The 20,550-nt window shown below is 62.7% G+C and carries 20 protein-coding genes and 4 tRNA genes; 18 read left to right on the top strand and 6 right to left on the bottom strand.

Going from position 1 to position 20,550, the window contains the following annotated elements:
• Positions 1–113: 113 nt before the first annotated feature.
• Positions 114–782, bottom strand: coding sequence for a Bax inhibitor-1/YccA family protein (locus B2U07_RS01005; RefSeq protein WP_197855641.1), 669 nt, complete (start codon positions 780–782; stop codon positions 114–116).
• A gap of 163 nt (positions 783–945) precedes the next feature.
• On the opposite strand from B2U07_RS01005, the gene B2U07_RS01000 reads away from it, so the two are divergent.
• From B2U07_RS01000 to B2U07_RS00970, 7 genes are all read left to right on the top strand, one after another.
• Positions 946–1,033: transfer RNA gene (locus tag B2U07_RS01000), tRNA-Ser, on the top strand.
• Between the two features lie 163 nt (positions 1,034–1,196).
• A complete protein-coding gene (gacA, locus tag B2U07_RS00995; protein ID WP_024308165.1) occupies positions 1,197–1,841 on the top strand; it encodes a response regulator transcription factor GacA in 645 nt (214 codons plus the stop codon).
• Between the two features lie 2 nt (positions 1,842–1,843).
• Positions 1,844–3,667, top strand: coding sequence for an excinuclease ABC subunit UvrC (uvrC, locus tag B2U07_RS00990; RefSeq protein WP_275545028.1), 1,824 nt, complete (start codon positions 1,844–1,846; stop codon positions 3,665–3,667).
• Between the two features lie 33 nt (positions 3,668–3,700).
• Positions 3,701–4,261, top strand: coding sequence for a CDP-diacylglycerol--glycerol-3-phosphate 3-phosphatidyltransferase (pgsA, locus tag B2U07_RS00985; RefSeq protein ID WP_197855643.1), 561 nt, complete (start codon positions 3,701–3,703; stop codon positions 4,259–4,261).
• A 67-nt stretch (positions 4,262–4,328) separates the two neighbouring features.
• Positions 4,329–4,404, top strand: a tRNA-Gly gene (locus B2U07_RS00980).
• A gap of 38 nt (positions 4,405–4,442) precedes the next feature.
• Positions 4,443–4,516: transfer RNA gene (locus tag B2U07_RS00975), tRNA-Cys, on the top strand.
• 121 nt (positions 4,517–4,637) lie between these two features.
• Positions 4,638–4,724: transfer RNA gene (locus B2U07_RS00970), tRNA-Leu, on the top strand.
• Between the two features lie 161 nt (positions 4,725–4,885).
• On the opposite strand, the gene B2U07_RS00965 is transcribed toward B2U07_RS00970, so the two are convergent.
• Both B2U07_RS00965 and B2U07_RS00960 read right to left on the bottom strand, forming a co-directional pair.
• A complete protein-coding gene (locus B2U07_RS00965) occupies positions 4,886–5,581 on the bottom strand; it encodes an RES family NAD+ phosphorylase (RefSeq protein ID WP_275545029.1) in 696 nt (231 codons plus the stop codon).
• On the bottom strand, positions 5,581–5,988 hold the full coding sequence (locus B2U07_RS00960) for an antitoxin Xre-like helix-turn-helix domain-containing protein (protein ID WP_275545030.1): 408 nt from the start codon (positions 5,986–5,988) through the stop codon (positions 5,581–5,583). The genes B2U07_RS00965 and B2U07_RS00960 overlap by 1 nt, the downstream gene beginning before the upstream one ends.
• Before the next feature lie 213 nt (positions 5,989–6,201).
• Here B2U07_RS00960 and B2U07_RS00955 point away from each other — a divergent pair, with 213 nt between their 5' ends.
• From B2U07_RS00955 to B2U07_RS00940, 4 genes are all read left to right on the top strand, one after another.
• Positions 6,202–8,220, top strand: a complete 2,019-nt coding sequence (locus B2U07_RS00955; RefSeq protein ID WP_296275518.1) for a ribonucleoside triphosphate reductase — start codon at positions 6,202–6,204, stop codon at positions 8,218–8,220.
• Positions 8,221–8,251: 31 nt separating this feature from the next.
• Complete coding sequence (nrdD, locus tag B2U07_RS00950) at positions 8,252–8,401, top strand: anaerobic ribonucleoside-triphosphate reductase (protein ID WP_197855647.1); 150 nt, start codon at positions 8,252–8,254, stop codon at positions 8,399–8,401.
• 67 nt (positions 8,402–8,468) lie between these two features.
• Entirely contained in the window at positions 8,469–9,194 is a 726-nt protein-coding gene (locus tag B2U07_RS00945) for an anaerobic ribonucleoside-triphosphate reductase activating protein (RefSeq protein WP_275545032.1), read from the top strand.
• A gap of 106 nt (positions 9,195–9,300) precedes the next feature.
• A complete protein-coding gene (locus B2U07_RS00940) occupies positions 9,301–10,485 on the top strand; it encodes an NnrS family protein (RefSeq protein ID WP_275545033.1) in 1,185 nt (394 codons plus the stop codon).
• A gap of 67 nt (positions 10,486–10,552) precedes the next feature.
• On the opposite strand, the gene ytfE is transcribed toward B2U07_RS00940, so the two are convergent.
• The gene (gene ytfE / locus B2U07_RS00935; RefSeq protein WP_275545034.1) at positions 10,553–11,236 is read right to left on the bottom strand and encodes an iron-sulfur cluster repair protein YtfE; all 684 of its coding nucleotides are present in this window, start codon (positions 11,234–11,236) and stop codon (positions 10,553–10,555) included.
• Positions 11,237–11,373: 137 nt separating this feature from the next.
• Between ytfE and norR the strand changes: the two genes are divergently transcribed.
• A complete protein-coding gene (norR, locus tag B2U07_RS00930; RefSeq protein WP_296275510.1) occupies positions 11,374–12,903 on the top strand; it encodes a nitric oxide reductase transcriptional regulator NorR in 1,530 nt (509 codons plus the stop codon).
• A gap of 53 nt (positions 12,904–12,956) precedes the next feature.
• Here norR and B2U07_RS00925 read toward each other — a convergent pair whose 3' ends face one another.
• The gene (locus tag B2U07_RS00925; RefSeq protein WP_296275508.1) at positions 12,957–13,193 is read right to left on the bottom strand and encodes a DUF3079 domain-containing protein; all 237 of its coding nucleotides are present in this window, start codon (positions 13,191–13,193) and stop codon (positions 12,957–12,959) included.
• Between the two features lie 191 nt (positions 13,194–13,384).
• Here B2U07_RS00925 and ubiU point away from each other — a divergent pair, with 191 nt between their 5' ends.
• The 3 genes from ubiU to ubiT are packed head-to-tail and all read left to right on the top strand — an operon-like array spanning position 13,385 to position 15,727.
• A complete protein-coding gene (gene ubiU / locus B2U07_RS00920) occupies positions 13,385–14,374 on the top strand; it encodes a ubiquinone anaerobic biosynthesis protein UbiU (RefSeq protein ID WP_275545036.1) in 990 nt (329 codons plus the stop codon).
• 7 nt (positions 14,375–14,381) lie between these two features.
• The gene (locus tag B2U07_RS00915) at positions 14,382–15,269 is read left to right on the top strand and encodes a U32 family peptidase (protein WP_275545037.1); all 888 of its coding nucleotides are present in this window, start codon (positions 14,382–14,384) and stop codon (positions 15,267–15,269) included.
• A complete protein-coding gene (gene ubiT, locus B2U07_RS00910) occupies positions 15,266–15,727 on the top strand; it encodes a ubiquinone anaerobic biosynthesis accessory factor UbiT (RefSeq protein ID WP_197855655.1) in 462 nt (153 codons plus the stop codon). The genes B2U07_RS00915 and ubiT overlap by 4 nt, the downstream gene beginning before the upstream one ends.
• A gap of 20 nt (positions 15,728–15,747) precedes the next feature.
• On the opposite strand, the gene B2U07_RS00905 is transcribed toward ubiT, so the two are convergent.
• On the bottom strand, positions 15,748–16,632 hold the full coding sequence (locus B2U07_RS00905) for a DUF72 domain-containing protein (RefSeq protein WP_275545038.1): 885 nt from the start codon (positions 16,630–16,632) through the stop codon (positions 15,748–15,750).
• 186 nt (positions 16,633–16,818) lie between these two features.
• On the opposite strand from B2U07_RS00905, the gene B2U07_RS00900 reads away from it, so the two are divergent.
• From B2U07_RS00900 to ligD, 3 genes are all read left to right on the top strand, one after another.
• A complete protein-coding gene (locus B2U07_RS00900; RefSeq protein WP_197855657.1) occupies positions 16,819–17,043 on the top strand; it encodes a PLDc N-terminal domain-containing protein in 225 nt (74 codons plus the stop codon).
• Positions 17,044–17,137: 94 nt separating this feature from the next.
• Entirely contained in the window at positions 17,138–17,998 is an 861-nt protein-coding gene (locus B2U07_RS00895) for a Ku protein (RefSeq protein WP_275545039.1), read from the top strand.
• A 15-nt stretch (positions 17,999–18,013) separates the two neighbouring features.
• The gene (gene ligD / locus B2U07_RS00890; protein ID WP_275545040.1) at positions 18,014–20,542 is read left to right on the top strand and encodes a DNA ligase D; all 2,529 of its coding nucleotides are present in this window, start codon (positions 18,014–18,016) and stop codon (positions 20,540–20,542) included.
• Positions 20,543–20,550: the final 8 nt, after the last annotated feature.

Here is a 20,550-nt window from a genome sequence, read left to right as displayed (position 1 = left end):
AGTGTCCGGCGAGGCAAAACTGCGGCAATGATAAGGCCAGGGTGCCCGGCAAACAAAGAATCACGCGCAAGAAAAAGCCCGCCGAAGCGGGCTCCAAGGGGGACGAACCGTGATCAGTCGTCGCCGCCCATGATACCGAAGATCTGCAGCAGACTGATGAACAGGTTGTAGATCGACACGTACAGGCTAATGGTGGCCATGATGTAGTTACGCTCACCGCCATGAATGATGGCGCTGGTCTGGAACAGGATGCAGACCGAGGAGAAGAGCACGAAGCCGGCGCTGATCGCCAGTTGCAGACCGCTGATCTGGAAGAAGAAGCTGGCCAGTACGGCGGCGAGCAGGACGAAGAAACCGGCGGTGATGAAGCCGCTGAGGAAGCTCATGTCCTTGCGGGTGGTCAGCACGTACGCGGACAGGCCGAAGAACACCAGCGCGGTCATGGAGAACGCCGAGCTGATCACCTCGGCACCGTTGGCCATGCCCAGGTAGCGGTTGAGGATCGGTCCGAGGGTGTAGCCCATGAAGCCGGTCAGGGCGAGGGTGGAAACCAGGCCCCAGGCCGAGTCACGCAGCTTGTAGGTGAGGAAGAACAGGCCATAGAAGCCGATCAGTACCACGAAGAAGTTCGGGTAGGGCACATTGGCGCGCTGGCTGAGGAAGGCGACCAGGCCGCTGAAAGCCAGGGTGATGGCCAGCAGGCCGTAAGTGTTGCGCAAGACCTTGCTGACTTCCAGCTGGTCGGCCTGCGAATGGTTCAGTACGTAGTCTCGCTCTTGCATGGCGACGCTCCTGTGGCACGAGGATCCGATAATCGAATGCCCGGATCATAACAGAGCCAATCCAAGTGCCAAGACAGAGAGTTTGACAGTGTGTTGCGTTCCGGTAAGATTGCCGCCCGCACTGCAGCGGAGGTTGAAATCTCATCCTCCCTGCTCAGCGTTTGGAAGCGTGGCCGAGTGGTTTAAGGCAACGGTCTTGAAAACCGTCGATGGGCAACTATCCGTGAGTTCGAATCTCACCGCTTCCGCCAATTCTCCCTATTGCCTTGACGCGATTTCTGATCCTAATCTGGCGCTTGCTTTTTGACTGCTGTGCGCCAAGCTAGGTCAGTGCCTGGCTTTTTGCTAAGGTGGCCGGCAAGTTCAACCTCACCGTCGTTGCACGGTGGCTGACAAGGTGCAACGAGGTGGCGATTGATTAGGGTCCTGGTAGTCGACGATCACGATCTGGTTCGCACGGGCATCACCCGCATGCTGGCCGATATCGATGGTCTGCAAGTGGTGGGCGAAGCCTGCACCGGCGAAGAGGCCCTTCTCAAGGTTCGCGAACTCAAGCCCGATGTGGTCCTGATGGACGTCAAGATGCCTGGCATCGGCGGCCTGGAAGCCACTCGCAAACTGATGCGCAGCCACCCCGATATCAAGGTCGTCGCGGTCACCGTGTGCGAGGAAGATCCATTCCCGACTCGCCTGTTGCAGGCTGGCGCCGCCGGTTACCTGACCAAGGGCGCCGCGCTGGATGAAATGGTGCAGGCCATTCGCCTGGTGTTCGCCGGCCAGCGCTACATCGACCCGCAGATCGCCCAGCAACTGGCGCTGAAATCCTTCCAGCCGCAAACCAGCGGCTCGCCGTTCGATCTTCTGTCCGAGCGCGAAATCCAGATCGCACTGATGATCGCCAACTGCCACAAGGTGCAGAACATCTCGGACAAGCTGTGCCTGTCGCCGAAGACGGTCAACACCTACCGTTACCGCATCTTCGAGAAGCTCTCCATTACCAGCGACGTCGAGCTGGCCCTGCTTGCGGTACGCCACGGCATGGTCGACGCCGTCAGCTGAAGATGTCTGCATCCTTCGATTCGAGTGCCTTCCTGGCGACCTGCAGCGGTCGCCCTGGCGTCTATCGCATGTTCGATGGCGAGGCTCGCCTGCTCTATGTCGGCAAGGCGAAGAACCTCAAGAAGCGTCTCGCCAGTTATTTCCGCAAGACCGGTCAGGCGCCCAAGACGGCCGCCCTGGTCGCACGCATCGCACAGATCGAAACCACCATCACTGCCAACGAGACCGAGGCGCTGCTGCTAGAGCAGACGTTGATCAAGGAATGGCGGCCGCCGTATAACATCCTGCTGCGCGACGATAAGTCCTATCCCTATGTATTCCTCTCTGACGGCGAATTCCCACGCCTCGGCATCCATCGTGGCGCCAAGAAAGCCAAGGGGCGCTATTTCGGTCCGTACCCCAGCGCCCTGGCGATTCGCGAGAGTCTGAGCCTGCTGCAGAAGACCTTTCTGGTTCGTCAGTGCGAGGACAGCTACTACAAAAACCGTACGCGCCCCTGCCTGCAGTACCAGATCAAACGCTGCAAAGGCCCCTGCGTCGGCCTGGTCAGCCCGGAGGAATACGCCGAAGACGTGCGCCACTCGGTAATGTTTCTCGACGGCCGCAGCAATGCATTGAGCGAGGAACTCTCTGCCAGCATGGAAAAGGCCTCAATGGCCCTGGAGTTCGAACGCGCTGCCGAGTTGCGCGACCAGATCGCCATGCTGCGGCGCGTACAGGACCAGCAGAGCATGGAAGGCGGCAGCGGCGATGTCGATGTGGTGGCCGTAATGCTCACGCCGGGCGGCGCATGCGTGCACCTGATCAGCGTGCGCGGCGGCCGCGTGCTCGGCAGCAAGAATTTCTTCCCGCAGGTGGCGATTGAAGAGGAGGGCGGCGATGTGCTGATGGCCTTCCTCGCTCAGTACTACCTGGGCAACGCCGAGCGCGATTTGCCCAGCGAGCTGATCGTCAACGTGCAGCATGAAGACTTCGCCACCCTGATCGAGGCCATCGAATCGCTGCGTGGGCGCAGCCTCAGCATCAGCTTGCGCGTGCGTGGCACGCGAGCGCGCTGGCAACAACTGGCCGTCACCAATGCCGAACAGGCGCTGGCTGCTCGCCTGGCCAACCGGCAGCACCTTGCTGAACGCTTCGAGGCGCTGGCGACCGTGCTGGAAATGGACGAGCCGCCGCAGCGCATGGAGTGCTTCGATATCAGTCACTCCAGCGGCGAGGCGACGGTCGCTTCCTGCGTGGTGTTCGGCCCCGAAGGGCCGCTAAAGTCCGACTACCGCCGCTTCAATATCGAGGGCGTGACTGCCGGCGATGACTACGCTGCCATGCACCAGGCCCTGACACGTCGCTTCAGCAAGATCAAGGATGGCGAAGGCAAGCTGCCTGACGTGCTGTTGGTGGACGGCGGCAAGGGCCAGCTGGCGATGGCCCGTGAGGTGCTGCAGGAGCTGGCGGTGCCGGATCTGATCCTGCTTGGCGTGGCCAAGGGCACGACGCGCAAGCCCGGTCTCGAAGTGCTCTACCTCAACGATGCCGAGCATGAGTTCACCTTGCCCGGCAACTCGCCGGCACTGCACCTGATCCAGCAGATTCGTGACGAATCGCACCGCTTCGCGATCACCGGGCACCGCGCACGCAGAGGCAAGACGCGGCGTACCTCGACGCTGGAAGAGGTCGCCGGGATCGGCCCAAAGCGGCGGCGTGAACTGCTCAATCACTTCGGTGGTCTACAGGAACTCTCCCGCGCCAGCGCCGAAGAAATTGCCAAAGCGCCGGGAATCAGTAAAAAGCTCGCCGAGTTGATTTATGACACTCTGCACAGTGAGTAGAATGCCCGTTCACTTCGCAGCCTAGTTGTGCCGATGAATATCCCCAACTTGCTTACCGTGCTCCGGGTCGCGCTGATTCCGGTCTTCATCCTGCTGTTCTACATGCCATTCTCCTGGAGCTACTGGGCGGCCAGCGGCGTCTTCGCCGTTGCTGCCGCGACCGACTGGCTCGACGGCTATCTGGCGCGTCGCTGGGAGCAAGGTACGCCTTTCGGCGCCTTCCTCGATCCGGTAGCGGACAAGCTGATGGTGGCAGTAGCGCTGGTGCTGCTGGCTGCCGAACATTCCAATCTCTGGCTGACCCTGGCTGCGGCGATCATCATCGGTCGTGAGATTGTTGTGTCGGCCTTGCGAGAGTGGATGGCCGAGCTAGGAGCCCGGGCGCACGTGGCAGTATCCAACCTCGGCAAATGGAAAACCGCGGCGCAGATGCTGGCGTTGGTCATCCTCCTTGGTAATCCGCCTGTGTTCACCTTCTGGGTGGTGGTCGGATATATCCTGCTGGTGATCGCGGCGGTGCTGACATTGTGGTCGATGCTGCAGTACCTGCTGGCGGCCTGGCCGCACCTCAGCACTACCTCGGAAAAGAAATAAGTATTTTTGAATCAAAGGGTTGACGGCGCGGTTCGATTCTATAGAATGGCGCCCGTCGACAAGACAAGCGGGAATAGCTCAGTTGGTAGAGCACGACCTTGCCAAGGTCGGGGTCGCGAGTTCGAGTCTCGTTTCCCGCTCCAGTTTTACACGAGTCGCCAAGGCGGCTCGTTTGCTTCATGGCTGAGTTGCAGAGTGGTTATGCACCGGATTGCAAATCCGTGAACGCCGGTTCGATTCCGACCTCAGCCTCCAATCTTAAAGGCCTCGTAGATCCATGATTTACGAGGCCTTTTTCATTCTCGCAGCTGTGCTTTTGCACGCCTTGCGAGGACGCGGAGGGCTGTATATAGTCCGCCCTTCGCACAGCGCTACCGCCCGAATGGCGAAATCGGTAGACGCAGGAGACTTAAAATCTCTCGACCGAAAGGTCGTCCCGGTTCAAGTCCGGGTTCGGGCACCATTCATCTGTTTCTCTCTGTCTCTATAAGCAATCTAAACCGGCACTCTGGCCGGTTTTGTCATTTATGGCGGTCTCTTATTTCCCATTCTGAAATTGGCGAAAAGTGGTTTGGCGCGGGTTAATGGCGACCAAGGCGTTCTGCTTGTCCATATCCGGCAAACCTAGGCGCCAATCAACGTCGTGATCTGATTGACGCTGATCACCTGGCCGCTCCAGATCATTTCGTAGTGCGCGCTCTGGATGATCGAGGTCACAGGGCGCGGCGTCATCAGCGCCCAGCAGATATTGCCGGCAGAGCGCACCGAGTGATAGCGCAGGCCCATGCATCCTGCGCTTTTGGCCTCGGTCCCCAGCTGGTTGGAGTGGGCATAGTCACCTGGCGCATAGATGGGGTCCGACAGCGGCACGACCGTCGCGTCTCTCAACCCGGCTTCGCTGAAGTTGGCTGTTAGCCCGCGGAAGACGAAGCGCTCATAGTTGAGTTCCGGTACCTTCGACCAATAATTTTCCTGGTGGTAGCACACCTCGGCAATGGCGGTATCCATCCTGTCCGCCAGGTACAGCACGCCGAAGCTGCCGTTGCTGAAGCGCGAGCCAGCCGGGTTGACGTGAGTGAAGGGGGCCGTCGCGTACGAGCAGCCGGTAATGCCGAAGGGAATCTGATCGCGCGGGATCAGCTCCAGGCGACCAATCTCGTTCTGCAGTCGTGGATTGGTCAGCGCCTGGATCTGATAGAGGGCTTCGAAGTCCTCTGCGTCGGCGACATCATCGAACAGGGCGATGGGCGGGAACTTGGAGTTGACCAGACGATAGGCCTGCACCGGCTCATCATCCAGCAGCGGTAGGTCGCTGAGCATTACCACTGAGCACCTCGCAGGGTGTCGATGCGCCGGAACGTCTCGTACAACGAGATCATGTCGCCTTGCGCCATGACTTCCATTGGCGTGCGGCCGTTGAAGAACTCGTTGTGGTTCTCCATCAGGGCAAAGCCGTAGACGTTATCGGGGTTGTCGAACACCACGCGCAATGCAGCATGGATGTTCAGCACCAGGCTGATGCGCTGCATCTGATCGGAGTCCAGGTTTACCGTCCAGGACGAGTCCTTCTGACTGGCGCGAGTGTAGGTGCTGCGGGAGATTCGTAGCACTCGGCAGGCCTGTTCGGCTGAGGCCTTCCACTTGTCGAGAATGTTCAACGCCGCGCGCAGGCCGGCTGCGCACTGGCTTTTCGAGAAGTCCTGAACCTGGAGGGCTGTAGCAGTCATATAGAACTCTTCTTTGCGTCTGTGGATCAATTTATAGCATATTTTTGTCTTTGGATTAAATTTGCTTGACCTTATCAATCGAAAGGAGGTGACCGCCAGCGCCCGACAAACTTGATCACGATCAATTTTAAACCGGCCTCCGAAGCGTAGATTCCACATCATCTTGTGTTCTTTCTCTATTTTTAAACTAGATGATGTGCCAGGAGGTGCTGGATGTATAAGGAGCGTGTTCCTTACCGACCGCAGTCGCTGTTCAAGCGCGACGGCCAGGAAGTGCCTTTCGAGGCCGCCAAGATAGAGCGTGCGATCACCGCTGCTGGCCAGGCAACGGGGGAATTCGCGGCGATTGAGGCCAGGGCGCTGACCGACGCGGTAATGGCACGTCTGGTGGAGTTCCGCAGCCTGGAAGTGGAGCAGGTCCAGGACCGGGTCGAGCAGGTGCTGATGGAGGCCGGTTACTATCAGACCGCACGCGCCTATATCGTCTACCGCGAGCGGCATGGCCGTCTGCGACGAGACCGCAAGCACCTGATCGATGTGGCTGCGTCGATGAACGAATACCTGTCACGCGAGGATTGGCGTGTGCAGGCTAACGCCAACCAGGGCTATTCACTGGGCGGGCTGATCCTCAACGTATCCGGCAAGGTGACGGCCAACTACTGGCTGGACGAGGTATACAGCGAGGAGGTCGGCCGGGCGCACCGCGAGGCCGATCTGCATACCCACGACCTCGACATGCTGGCCGGATACTGCGCTGGTTGGTCGCTGCGCACGTTGCTGCATGAGGGTTTCAATGGCATCGCGGGGCGGGTCGAGGCAGGGCCGCCCAAGCATCTGTCCAGCGCGTTGGGGCAGATGGTCAACTTCCTCGGTACCCTGCAGAACGAATGGGCCGGCGCTCAGGCGTTCAGTTCGTTCGATACCTACCTGGCGCCGTTCGTGCGCAAGGATGGCCTGAGCTACGACGAAATCCGCCAGGCCATTCAGGAGTTCATCTACAACCTCAACGTGCCGTCGCGCTGGGGGACACAGACGCCTTTCACCAATCTGACCTTCGACTGGGTCTGCCCCGAGGATCTGCGCGAGCAGGTGCCGGTGATCGGTGGCCATGAGATGCCGTTCTGCTACGGCGACCTGCAGGGCGAGATGGAGCTGATCAATCGCGCCTACATCGAGGTGATGATGGCGGGCGACGCGAAAGGGCGGGTGTTCACCTTCCCGATCCCGACCTACAACATCACCCACGACTTCCCCTGGGACAGCGACAACGCCACACGTCTGTTCGACATGACTGCGCGCTATGGCCTGCCGTACTTCCAGAACTTCCTCAATTCGGACATGCAGCCCAATCAGGTGCGTTCGATGTGCTGCCGCCTGCAACTGGACGTGCGTGAGCTACTGAAACGCGGCAACGGCTTGTTCGGCTCGGCGGAGCAGACCGGATCTCTTGGCGTGGTGACCATCAACTGCGCGCGCCTGGGCTATCGCCATCGGCAGGATCTGCCCGGCCTGCTACAGCGCCTGGATGCGCTGCTGGACATGGCGTACGAAAGTCTGGAGGTCAAACGCAAGGTCATTCAGCACCACATGGATGCAGGGCTCTATCCCTACACCCGGCGATACCTGGGCACGCTGCGCAATCACTTCTCCACCATCGGCGTGAACGGCCTGCACGAGATGCTGCGCAACTTCAGCGATGACCGTGAAGGCATGCAAACCGAGCTGGGTCGTGAGCTGGCGTTGCATGTGCTCGATCATGTGCGGGCGCGCCTGGTGCAATTCCAGGAGCGTAGCGGTCACCTTTACAACCTCGAAGCGACGCCGGCCGAGGGCACTACCTACCGCTTCGCCAAGGAGGACCAGAAGCGCTTCCCCGATATCCTCCAGGCTGGCACGGTCGAGGCGCCTTACTACACCAACTCCTCGCAACTGCCTGTCGGTTTCACCGACGATCCCTTCGAGGCCTTGGCCCTGCAGGACGAGCTGCAATGCAAGTACACCGGCGGCACCGTGCTGCACCTGTATATGGCCGAGCGGATTTCCTCGGCGCAGGCCTGCAAGCAACTGGTGCGCACGGCGCTGTCGCGCTTCCGCCTGCCGTACCTGACCATAACCCCGACTTTTTCCATCTGCCCGGTGCACGGTTACCTGGCCGGTGAACATGAGTTCTGCCCGAAGTGCGACGAGGCGCTGCTGCAGAAACAGCAGTGCTGCGGCGCCTGCGGCGGCTGAAGAGCTATTACCCACCACAAGGAGCGACACCATGAATGCACAGCTGAAACTTCCCGAAGCCCAGCGTCAGCGCTGCGAGGTCTGGACCCGGGTGATGGGTTACCACCGCCCAGTGACGGCATTCAACCTCGGCAAGCAGTCGGAGCATCGCGAGCGCCAGCATTTCGTCGAGCCACGCTGATTGCGCCGCGAGTCCGGGCCATCGCCATGGCCCGGGCTTCGTCATCTTCATGCCCGGAGCGACGGCCATGCCTGCAACCCCTTTGCATCCTACCCACCAAGCGTTGCGCATTGGCGGATTGCAGCCGATGACGACCCTCGATTACCCCGATCACCTGGCCTGCGTACTGTTCTGCCAGGGCTGCGCATGGCGCTGCCGCTATTGCCACAACCCGGAGCTGATCCGCTGCGGTGCAACGAACACCGATTGGAGCTGGGCCAAGGTGCTGGATTTCCTGCAGCAGCGCCAGGGACTGCTGCAGGCGGTCGTGTTTTCCGGTGGCGAGGCCACGCTGCAGTTGGCCTTGCCGTCGGCCATGCGTCGGGTGCGCGAGCTGGGTTTCAAGGTCGGCTTGCACAGCGCCGGGATCAAACCGGCTTCGTTCGGACGCGCACTGGCGCATTGCGACTGGGTCGGTTTCGACGTCAAGGCATTGGAGGAAGAGGCGGCCCTGATCACCGGCGTCAGCGGCAGCGGCCAGGCCAACTGGAAAAGCCTGGAGCTGCTGCTGGCAAGCGGTGTGAGCTACGAATGCCGCACCACGGTGCATTGGGGGCTGTTCGATTGCCGGCACCTGCGGCGTTTGGGCGAACGCCTGGCGGCTCAAGGCGTACGCCGCTTCGCAGTGCAACTGGCTCGCTCGCAGCGGATGCTCGACGAGCAGTTGGGTACTGCTGCCACCCCACCGCAGGCGGCAGAACTCTGGCCTTATTTCGAGCAACTGTTCGAACGTTTCGAACTGCGCGCGGCCTAGGCCAATTGCTGAAAGCCTGCCGGAAACACCATGGGGCCGCTCGAATACCAACGCCCCGACATTCTAGTAACCCCTGCGCCTCGATCCGGGCGGGGGAGGAGGCAACATGCTGATTACCGATAAGCGCAAGGCCCTGGCGATTCCGGCGATCCTGCGCCTGGGCTTTCGCCCCTTCTTTCTGTTCGGCGCGGGACTGGCCGTATTGGCCGTGCCGCTGTGGATCGTGGCGCTCTACGGCGGTCCTATCGCCGAGCCACAGGGTGGTTGGCTGGCCTGGCACCGCCACGAGCAGACGTTCGGCTTCGCCGGGGCCATCATCGCGGGCTTCCTGCTGACCGCGGTGCAGACCTGGACGGGGCGACCGAGCCTATCGGGCAGGCCGCTGGGCTGGCTGGTCGCGCTCTGGCTGCTGGGACGTCTGAGCTGGTGGCTGCCTTCGGCCTGGTTGCTACTGGCGACCAACGTGGCGTTTCTACTCGCGGTCGCGGTAGTCATGGCCCGGCTGCTCTGGGCGGTACGCCAGCGGCGCAATTACCCGATCGTGCTGGTGCTTGCATTGCTGGCTGCGGCGGATCTGCTCAGTCTGTTCGGCGTGGTGTTCGGGCACGAGACCTGGCAACGCCAGGGCTGCCTGGCAGCCATCTGGCTGGTGGCCGCGATGATGACGGTGATCGGCGGGCGGGTGATTCCCTTCTTCACCCAACGGGGGCTGGGCCGGACAGAGGCGGTGCAGCCCTGGGTCTGGCTGGATATGGCCCTGCTGGTCGGCAGCGTGCTAATGGCAGTGCTCACTGCTGCCGGACTGCTGCTGCAGCCTCATTGGTTCTCCGCGATCCTGCTGCTGGCTCTGGGGCTGGGTCACGGCATTCGCCTGTGCCGCTGGTTCGATGCCGGTCTGCTGCGGGTGCCGCTGCTGTGGTCGCTGCACCTGGCTTATGCCTGGCTGGTGGTGGCTTGCCTTGCGCTTGCGGCGTCGCAGTTGGGCGCTCCGCTGTCCTTCAGCCAGGCATTGCATGGGCTGACCATCGGTGCCATGGGCGGCCTGATCCTGGCCATGCTGGCACGGGTGTCGCTGGGCCACACGGGGCGTGCGCTACAGTTGCCACGCGGTTTCGCCATCGCCTTCGTCGCGCTCAATCTGGCCGCGTTGGTCAGGGTCTTTGGCGTGTCCTTCGCCTACCAGCCGGCGCTCTGGCTGGCAGCCCTGGCCTGGAGCCTGGCCTTTGCACAGTATCTTTACTGCTACGGGCCCATGCTGTGTCGGCCGCGTGTCGATGGTCATCCGGGCTAGGGGCAAGAAAAACAAGTGACCTCACTGCCGCCGCGCACCCCTGCTTGGGGCGCGCGGCGGCAGGTGCTTATTGATAGCAGACCGGCTCACCCAACGCGCGGGGGAACAGCAGGTTGTTCTCCAGATGGATGTGCTGCATCAGGTCGCGGCGTAGTTCATCCAGCCCACCGTAAAGCGCTCGCCAGGTGTTGCAGGCGTTGGCGGGCGGCTGCATGCCGTTGGTCAACGCCACCAGGCGCTCCAGGGCATCGCCGTGCTGGTCATGCTCATAGCGCATTACCGAAACCGGCGCACCCAGCATCACACCACCGCCGCGCTGGATCATCGGAAAGAGAATCTGCTCCTCCTTCTGCATGTGGCTTTCCAGTTCCTGTAGCAGATTCATCAGCAGGTCCGTCAGGCCCAGCGGGCAGTGTTCACGGCCGCCATGCACCTGTTCGACACGGGCGGCCAGGCGGATCAGCTCCGGCAATTGCTGGCGATGGACGCCGTGGTAGCGCTCCAGGATGTGTTCGATAAGCTGCTCCGGCGGCGCCGTGCGCCAATCTTTTTCATTCCCTATTTCGCCGTCGAGCGAAAGCAGCTGCCGTTGTACCTGTTCGGCATCGATGCCGCGCTCCTGTGCTGCCTGGCGCAGGCTCTTCTGGCCGCCGCAGCAGAAATCGAGGTGGAATTCATGGAGAACCCGGGTTGCACCGGGGATGTTGCAGGCGATGTGGCCGAGGGTGTGGTCGAGCAGTTGGCTGGCCATGCGTGGCTCCTTTCAGGCTGGTTTGTGCCTGTGCCCATCGCAAACACCGTGCCGGGGCAAGACTTGACGGCAATCAAGGGCTCGCGCGGCTTACAGGTCTAATCTACCCGCCACGAATCAGGTCCGGGGCACCCGAAATGGTAGATTTCACTCCCTTGCAGAACACCTTGCTCGCCGACCTGACAGGCGAGTTGCCCAGCGCTGTACGCCTGCAGCGGCTGGTGGTCAGCCTGCGTGAAGTCTTCGCCTGCAGTGCGGTGGTGCTATTGCGCCTGGATGGCGACAACCTGCGGCCTCAGGCTGCGGTCGGGCTCAGCCACGAAACTCTGGGGCGCAGCTTCGCAGTTGCCAGGCACCCGCGTCTGGCGCGGATCATGGAGCAGCGCGCGCCGGTACAGTTTCCGGCCGATAGCGAGCTGCCCGATCCTTACGATGGCTTGTTGCAGCACAGCCCGGACGAGCCGCTACCGGTGCACGACTGCATGGGCATGAGCCTGGTGGTCGATGGTCGTACGTGGGGCGCGGTGACGCTCGATGCCTTGCGCCCCGGCACCTTCGACCGCCGCGCCGGCGAACGGCTGCAGCGCTATGGCCTGTTGATCGAGGCGGCGCTGCGGACCTGTCGACTGGAGAACGAGATTCGCAGCCTGCGTCTGGTACGCAGTGAGCCGGGCGAGGAGGGTGACGAGGCGGCGGGCATGATTCTGGGCGACAGCCCAATCCTCACCCAGTTGCTCGACGAACTCGGCGTGGTGGCTGAGTCCGAATTGCCGGTGTTGCTGCAGGGCGAAACCGGCGTCGGCAAGGAACTGTTCGCCCGTTGGCTGCATGCCCATTCGCCTCGTGCGCGCAAGCCGCTGGTGTACGTGAACTGCGCAGCGCTGCCAGAGACATTGGCGGAAAGCGAGCTGTTCGGGCATGTGCGCGGCGCGTTCTCCGGCGCCACGCAGGATCGCCCCGGGCGCTTCGAGGCCGCCAGCGGCGGCACGCTGTTTCTCGACGAGATCGGCGAGCTGCCGCTGTCGATCCAGGCCAAGTTGCTGCGTGCCCTGCAGAATGGCGAGATCCAGCGCCTGGGCTCGGACCGCACGCGACATGTCGATGTCCGGGTAATCACTGCAACCAACCGACGGCTGTGGGAAGAGGTTCGTGAGGGGCGATTCAGGGCCGACCTCTATCATCGTCTGTCGGTCTACCCGGTGCATATCCCACCTTTGCGCGAGCGGGGCAGAGACATCCTGCTGCTGGCCGGGCACTTTCTCGAGCTCAACCGCGCGCGCCTGGGCCTGCGCTGCCTGCGCCTGTCGGCCGATGCCGAGGAAGCGCTGCTGGGCTATTGCTGGCCAGGCAACGTGCGCGAACTGGAGCATGTGATCAGCAGGGCTGCGCTCAAGGTATTGAGCCAGGCCGAGTCGCGTACCGCCTTGCTCAGTATCGGTGCTTCCTGGTTGGGGCTGGAGGGGCCGGTCGCGCTGCAGGCAAGCGCCCCTGCAACGCCAGCGCTGATATCCAGCGAGAGCCTGCAGCAGAGTGTGGATCGCTATCAGCGAGAGCTGATCCGCAACGCGCTGGACGAGCACGGCGGCAAATGGGCCGCCACAGCCCGGGCGCTGGCCGTCGATCCGAGCAATCTGCGCAAGCTGGCAAGGCGTTTGAACCTTCTTTGATTGCGAACAGCAGGTGATGCACTGCATTTACGCAGCGCTAGACCGCAAGGGCTTTATTCCAGAGACACCAGGCGCACCTGGGTGACATCGTCAGGGGCTTTCTCTTTCGCTTCCGCAATGTCCATCCCCCAATCTCCGTGCTCATACCAATCATCGCCGAGCATCTCGACCGGGTGCATGGTGCGGTCGGCGCCATTGCCGCAGGCCAGCGAATCAGCGGGGCAATATCGATCACAGCCCCAGCAGATGCGATCGGGGCGGCTCGGGTGCAAGGGAAACTTCTTGGCCATTTCAGCGTTTCCTGCCTGGCTTGTCGTCCTCTCAAGCCTAGTGGCGCCAGTTGTGGCGGCCTTGATCGATATCAAGTTTCGGCGCATTCGGCGCCGTGAGGCAACGGCCGGACCGACTTGATCGCAGTCAAGGCGACCGCTGCGATGCGTCGCCTAGAGTGGCGCCTCGCTGTCGAAGCAGGAGTCGAATCATGCATCTGGTCTGTCCCGCGGGAAGTCTTCCCGCCCTCAAGGCCGCGCTGAATCAGGGGGCGGATGCCATCTACGTGGGCTTTCGCGATGACACCAACGCCCGTCATTTTGCCGGCCTGAATCTGGATGACCGTCAGCTGGACATGGGTTTGCAGCTCATCCGGCAGCGCGGCCGTCAGCTCTATGTCGCGGTCAACACCTACGCGCAGGCGCAGGGCTGGAAGCGCTGGCAGCGCGCCGTGGACCAGGCCGCCGCACTCGGAGTGGACGCGCTGATTGCCGCCGATCCGGGTGTGCTGGCCTATGCCAGTCGCCATCATCCCGACCTCAACCTGCACCTCTCGGTGCAGGGCTCTGCCACTAACGCTGCTGCGCTGGCGTTCTACCAGCAGCGCTACAACATTCGCCGGGCCGTGCTGCCGCGGGTACTGTCGCTGGCCCAGGTGCGCCAGGTCGCGGAAAAGAGCAGCGTGCCGCTGGAGGTCTTCGCCTTCGGCAGCCTGTGCATCATGGCTGAGGGGCGCTGCCACCTGTCGTCCTACGTTACCGGCGAGTCTCCCAATCTGTGCGGCGTCTGTTCGCCGGCCAAGGCCGTGCGCTGGCAGGAAGATGCCCAGGGCCTGAATTCACGTCTGGGCGGCGTGTTGATCGACCGTTATGCGCAGGGCGAGCCGGCTGGCTATCCGACCCTGTGCAAGGGGCGCTTCCTGGTCGAAGGTCAGCGCTTCCACGCGCTGGAAGAGCCTACCAGCCTCAACACCATCGATCTGATTCCGCAGTTGGCCGAGATGGGCATCGCCGCGGTGAAGATCGAGGGACGCCAGCGCAGTCCGGCGTATGTCGAGCAGGTTACTCGGGTCTGGCGCGAAGCGCTGGATGCCCATGCCGCAGGCCATTTCGTCGTCCAGGAACGCTGGCGCGAGGACCTGGCGCGGCTGTCCGAAGGCAGCCAGACCACGCTTGGCGCCTATCATCGATCCTGGCAATGAGGAAGCTATGAAACTGAGTCTGGGCCCCGTCCTGTTCTACTGGAGTCGCAGCAAGCTGCTGGACTTCTATGCCGAGATGGCCGAACAACCGCTCGATATCATTTACCTGGGCGAAACGGTTTGCTCCAAGCGCCGCGCGCTGTCGTTGGACGACTGGCTGCAACTGGCCCGCGAACTGCGCACATGCACCGGCGCCGAGCTGGTGCTGTCCGGCCTGGCGCTGGTCGAGGCAGCCTCCGAACTGGCCAGCCTGCGCCGCCTTTGCGACAACGACGAATTGCGGGTAGAGGCCAACGACATGGGGGCGGTACAGCTGCTCGCCGAGCGAAGCCTGCCTTTCGTCGCCGGGCCGGCGCTGAACCTGTACAACGCCCATGCCTTGCACGAGCTGATGAAGTGCGGGCTGCAACGCTGGGTTCCACCCGTGGAGTGCTCCGGACAACTGCTGCACGATTGCCTGCAACAACTCGATGCCCTGCAGATAGAACGTCCGGAAGTCGAGCTGTTCGCCTACGGCCATCTACCACTGGCCTACTCGGCGCGCTGCTTCACGGCGCGGGCGGAGAACCGGCCCAAGGATGACTGCCAGTTCTGCTGCCAGAACTACCCCGAGGGCATCGCGCTGCTCAGCCAGGAGGCGCAGCCGTTGTTCACCCTCAATGGCATCCAGACCCTGTCTGCAGAGGTCAGCAATCTCCTGGCCGACTACCCGGCCCTTGCCGATAGCGGGGTGGACGTCCTGCGCCTGAGCCCGCGTAGTGAAGGTATGGCGCAGGTAATCGGGGATTTCGCCGCGGTGCGCGACGGAGGCCTGCCGCCCCTGGCAGTGAGTGGTTGCAACGGTTACTGGCATGGCCTTCCGGGCATGCTGACGGCGCAGGGGCTGAACTCATGACCCTGGCCCAACGACTGGTGAAACTGGGCACGCCGCTATTGCCACTCGGGCAATACGTCCCCTTTGCCGTACAGCGCCGGCTGATCGAAAGCGCGGCGGCCCGGTTGTTCGCCAAGCCACTGGCCGAGGGTGCGTTCGATCTGCTGGCGGGCCGTTGGCTGCGCATCGAAATCAGCGACCTGGGCCTGGTCTGGTGCGTGAGCTGCGTCGGCACCAAGCTATTGGTACGGCGCCGAGAGGCAGTGGACGTGACCATTCGCGGCAGTTGGCGCGACTTCCTTCTACTGGCCAGCCGCCGGGAAGATCCGGATACCCTGTTCTTTCGCCGTCACCTGGTGATCGAGGGCGACACCGACCTGGGGCTGGCCGTGAAGAATCTGCTGGACGCGCTCGAACCGCAGGAGCTATCCCCCAGAGCCTGGCAGCTGATCCAGGCGATTGGCGAAGCCGTGCACTGAGTGAGGATGACCGCGCGCTGTCAGCCTGATTCTGCGCTTCGCTGCAGCCGTTGCTGGAGGTCGCGCGCGTCATAGGGAGCCCGGACCTTTACGTCGTTATCGAAGTAGCAGTAAAGATCGCGCGCCGTTCGGCGGGGTTTATGTGCCTCGTCGATCAGCCGGGCATCGCCGGGTTGCCCGCCGGCGGTCCAGGTTTCGATGCGCTGCTGCCAATGCTGCAGGGCTTCAGGCGAATACCCGCTGACATACAACTCGGCATCGCCGTGCAGGCGCAGGTAGAGGAAGTCGGCGGTAATGTCCTCCGTATAAGGCCATTTACCCGCTGTGTCCGCCACCACCAGGGCGATGCCGTGCTGGCGTAGCAGTTTGATGAACGCCGGATCGCAGAAACTGGCATTGCGGATTTCCACGGCATGGCGCAATGGGCGATCCGCTGCGGCGTCCAGGTAGCCGGCCACGTGCAGTCGGGCGGAGGCGTGACGGGCGAGGCTGCGGGCCTGGTCGGTATCGGCCGGTAGTTTGGCGACGAATTCGGCGAAGAGCTCCTCGTCGAAGCGGAAGCTGGGTGGAAACTGCCAGAGGATGGGGCCAAGTTTTTCCTTCAGCCCCAGCAGGCCGGACGCGAAGAAGTTGGCCAGCGGTTCGTCGATGTCGACCAGACGGCGCACGTGGGTGATGAAGCGCGGTGCCTTGACGCTGAAGACGAAGTCATCGGGCGTCTGCGCTGCCCAGTTGCTGTAGCGCTCGGGCGTCTGCAGGCCGTAGAACGAGCCGTTGATCTCGATGCTGTTCACCTCACGCGAGGCGAATTCCAGTTCACGCCGCTGGACCAGCCCCTTGGGGTAGAAGTCGCCGCGCCAGGGCGCGTAGCGCCAGCCGGAAATACCGATGCGGACATCGCTCATGGCGCCACCCGCCACAGGCGTGGGCAGCGCTGTTGGGGCAGAACGAAAAAGCTCATTGGCATCACCTCATAGCTCGCATGTGGCATTCGATGCCTGGCCGGAGCCAATCATTCGAGCGAATTTTCTCTGAACCGCAGGCTCTGGGCGCGGACACAACTGTATGGACCTGCGCGGAGGAATTTCGAGATGTCCGGTGAAATCAGTCTGCTATTCATTGCGCTCGGCGTGATCATCATCCTGCTCGACCTATGGGCCATCGTCAGCGTCTTTCGCAGCGACAAGGGTGTAGAGACAAAAGCCATGTGGTCACTGGTGATCGTGCTGTTCCCGATACTGGGGTTGGGCCTGTGGGGCTTGTTCGGGCCGCGTGGCATGAGCCCGCCGCCGTCCTCGCCGGAGCACAGCAAGTAACGGCACGGGTGAGAAGAGGAAGGTCAGATGACCGTTGAGAGTTCGACGGCGCCGGCCATTTGCGCCGGCCACGCTCAGTACGGAGACGAACGCCATGCCTAGGGCCATCTGGAAAGGCGCCATCAGTTTCGGTCTGGTTCATATCCCCGTTGCCCTGGTGTCGGCCACATCGACCCAGGGCGTGGATTTCGACTGGCTGGACAAGCGCAGCATGGACCCGGTCGGCTACAAGCGGGTGAACAAGGTCACCGGCAAGGAAGTGACCAAGGAAAACATCGTCAAGGGGGTGGCCTACGAGAAGGGCCGCTACGTGGTGCTCAGCGAAGAAGAGATTCGCGAAGCGCACCCCAAATCGACGCAGACCATCGATATCTTCGCCTTCGTCGACAGCGTGCAGATTCCCCTGCAGCACATCGACAAGCCGTATTACCTGGCGCCGGATCGTCGGGGTGAAAAGGTCTATGCGCTGCTACGCGAAGCGCTGAGCAGCACCGACAAGGTGGCCCTGGCTCATGTGGTGCTGCACACCCGCCAGCACCTGGCGGCGCTGATGCCGATCGACTCGGCAATGGTGCTGGTGATCCTGCGCTGGCCGAGCGAAGTGCGTGGGCTGGAGACGCTGGAGCTGGATGATTCGGTAACCAAGCCCAAGCTGGCCAAAAGCGAGTTGGACATGGCCAAGCGCCTGATCAAGGACATGAGCGGCGACTGGCAGCCTGAGGAATATCAGGACAGCTTCCAGGATCGCATCATGGCGCTGGTGGAGAAGAAGGCCAAGGCTGGCAAGATCGAGAACGTCGAGCGTGTCGAGGGCGAGGAGGAGCGGCGCAGCGCCGATGTCATCGACCTGACCGAACTGCTCAAACGCAGCCTGGGTGGCAAGCCCGATAGCAAGTCGAAAGCCAAGCCCAAGGCCCGCACCCCACGCAAGAGCCCCAAGACTGCACGCAAATAAGCCGGGATACCGACCATGGCCAGAGCGCAGAGCGAATACAACCGCAAACGCAATTTCGAGCAGACCAGCGAACCCCGCGAGCAACCGCGCAAGCGCCGCAGCAAGGCCGGTGCGCTGCGCTTCGTGGTGCAGAAGCACGATGCGCGCCGCCTGCACTACGACTTTCGCCTTGAGCTGGACGGCACCCTGAAGAGCTGGGCGGTGCCCAAGGGGCCGAGCCTGGACCCGACGCAAAAGCGCCTGGCAGTGCATGTCGAGGATCACCCGCTGGATTACGCCAGCTTCGAGGGCAGCATCGCCGAGGGCAACTACGGTGCGGGCGACGTGATCGTCTGGGACCATGGCATCTGGCAGCCCCAAGGCGATCCGGCGGCCGCCTACAAGGCCGGCAAGCTCAAGTTCACCCTGGTGGGCGAGAAGCTGGCCGGGGACTGGACGCTGGTGCGCACCCGGCTACGCGGCAGCAGCGACAAGGAGCAGTGGCTGCTGATCAAGGAGCGCGACGACACCGCGCGGCCCAGCGACGAGTACGACATCGTCGAGGCGCAGCCGCAAAGCGTGATCAGCGGCGCGCTGGTCGGTGGTCCGAGCAAAACGGCCAAGCGCAAGGCGCCGGCCAAGCCGGCAGGGAGTCGCAAGACGCAGGCGGAGTTCCCTGACAGCCTGGCGCCGCAACTGGCGACCCTAGCCGAGCGTCCGCCCGAAGGCGACTGGTTGTATGAGGTGAAGTTCGACGGCTATCGAATCCTGGCGCGAGTGCGCGGCGATGAAGTGCGTCTGTTCACCCGCAATGGCCATGACTGGACGGAGCGCCTGCCACAGCAGGCCAAGGCTCTGGCCAAGCTGGGCCTGAGCGACAGCTGGCTCGACGGCGAGGTCGTGGCCCTCAATGAGCAAGGCCTGCCGGACTTCCAGCAACTGCAGAACGCCTTCGACATCGGCCGCAGCCACGATCTCATCTACTACCTGTTCGATGCGCCGTTTCTCAACGGCGAGGACATGCGCGAGGAGCCCCTGGAAACTCGGCGCGCCCAACTCAAGACTGCCTTGGGCAGCACGCGGCGCAGCCCGCTGCGTTTCTCCGAGGCCTTCACCGCCCATCACCGGGACATCGTCGAGAGCGCCTGCGCCATGTCGCTGGAAGGCGTCATCGGCAAGCGCTCGGGCAGCCTCTACGTGTCGCGACGCAGCGCCGACTGGATCAAGCTCAAATGCCGCCTGCGCCAGGAGTTCGTCATCGTCGGCTACACCAAGCCGCAGGGCAGCCGCAGCGGCTTCGGCGCGCTGTTGTTGGCGGTGAACGAGGCGGAGGGGTTGCGTTATGCCGGGCGGGTCGGCACCGGGTTCGGGGAAGCGTCGCTCAAGACCCTGCATGAGCAATTGCGCAAGCTGGCACGAGATAAATCGCCACTCGAGCGGAAACTGACGGCTGCCCAGGCCCGCGGTGTGAGCTGGGTCGAGCCGCAACTGGTCGGTGAAGTCGAGTTCGCCGAATGGACGCGTGAAGGCATCGTGCGCCAAGCCAGCTTCATCGCCTTGCGAAGTGACAAGCCGGCAGCGCAGATCGTTCGTGAGCATCCGCGTGCGCCAGGCGCCGCAGCGGAGAAACAAACCAAGAAGGCAGAAAGTTCGCGCAAGTCATCCGCCAAGCCGGTAGTGGCCGGCGTGCCGATCAGCAATCCGCAGCGGGTGATCGACCCGGAAAGCGGCACGACGAAACTGCAGCTGGCCCAGTTCTATGCGGATATCGCCGATTGGTTGCTGCCGTACCTGCGCAACCGGCCGGTGTCGCTGGTGCGGGCGCCGGACGGGGTAGAGGGGGAACAATTTTTCCAGAAGCATGCCGAGCGCCTGGCGATCCCCAACATCAAACACCTCGACCCCAAGCTGGACCCCGGCCACGCGCGGCTGATGGAAATCGACAGCGTGCCGGCCCTGGTCGGTGCAGCGCAGATGGGCTGCATCGAATTTCACCGCTGGGGCGCTACCAGCGACCGCATCGAAACGCCCGATCATTTCGTACTCGATCTCGACCCGGACCCGGCGTTGCCGTGGCGCAGCATGCTGGAGGCGACCCGGCTGACCCTGAGCGTGCTCGACGAGCTGGGCCTGCAGGCTTTTCTCAAGACCAGCGGCGGCAAAGGCATGCACATCATCGTGCCGCTTGCCCGGCACGCCGACTGGGATACGGTCAAGGGCTTCGCCAAGGCCCTGGCGCAGTTCATGGCCAAACAATTACCCGAGCGTTTTACCGCGACGTCGGGGCCTAAGAACCGAGTGGGGAAAATCTTCATCGACTATCTGCGCAACGGTCGCGGTGCCAGTACGGTATCGGCCTACTCGGTGCGCGCGCGTCCCGGCCTGCCGGTTTCGGTGCCGATCGCCCGGGACGAGCTTGACGGCCTGCGCAGCGCCCAGCAGTGGACGGTCGCCAATCTGCAGCAGCGTCTGGACGGGCTGCGCCATGACCCGTGGGATGGGTATGCCAACCGCCAGCGCCTGATCCGCGCCATGTGGGACCGGCTCGGCGCCGAAGCGCCATGATCTGCGCC

It is taken from the genome of Pseudomonas sp. UBA7530, from assembly GCF_002479365.1.
GTDB lineage: Bacteria > Pseudomonadota > Gammaproteobacteria > Pseudomonadales > Pseudomonadaceae > Aquipseudomonas.
Note: the sequence above shows the minus strand (reverse complement) of the source record. Positions and strands in the feature narration are given on the sequence as shown.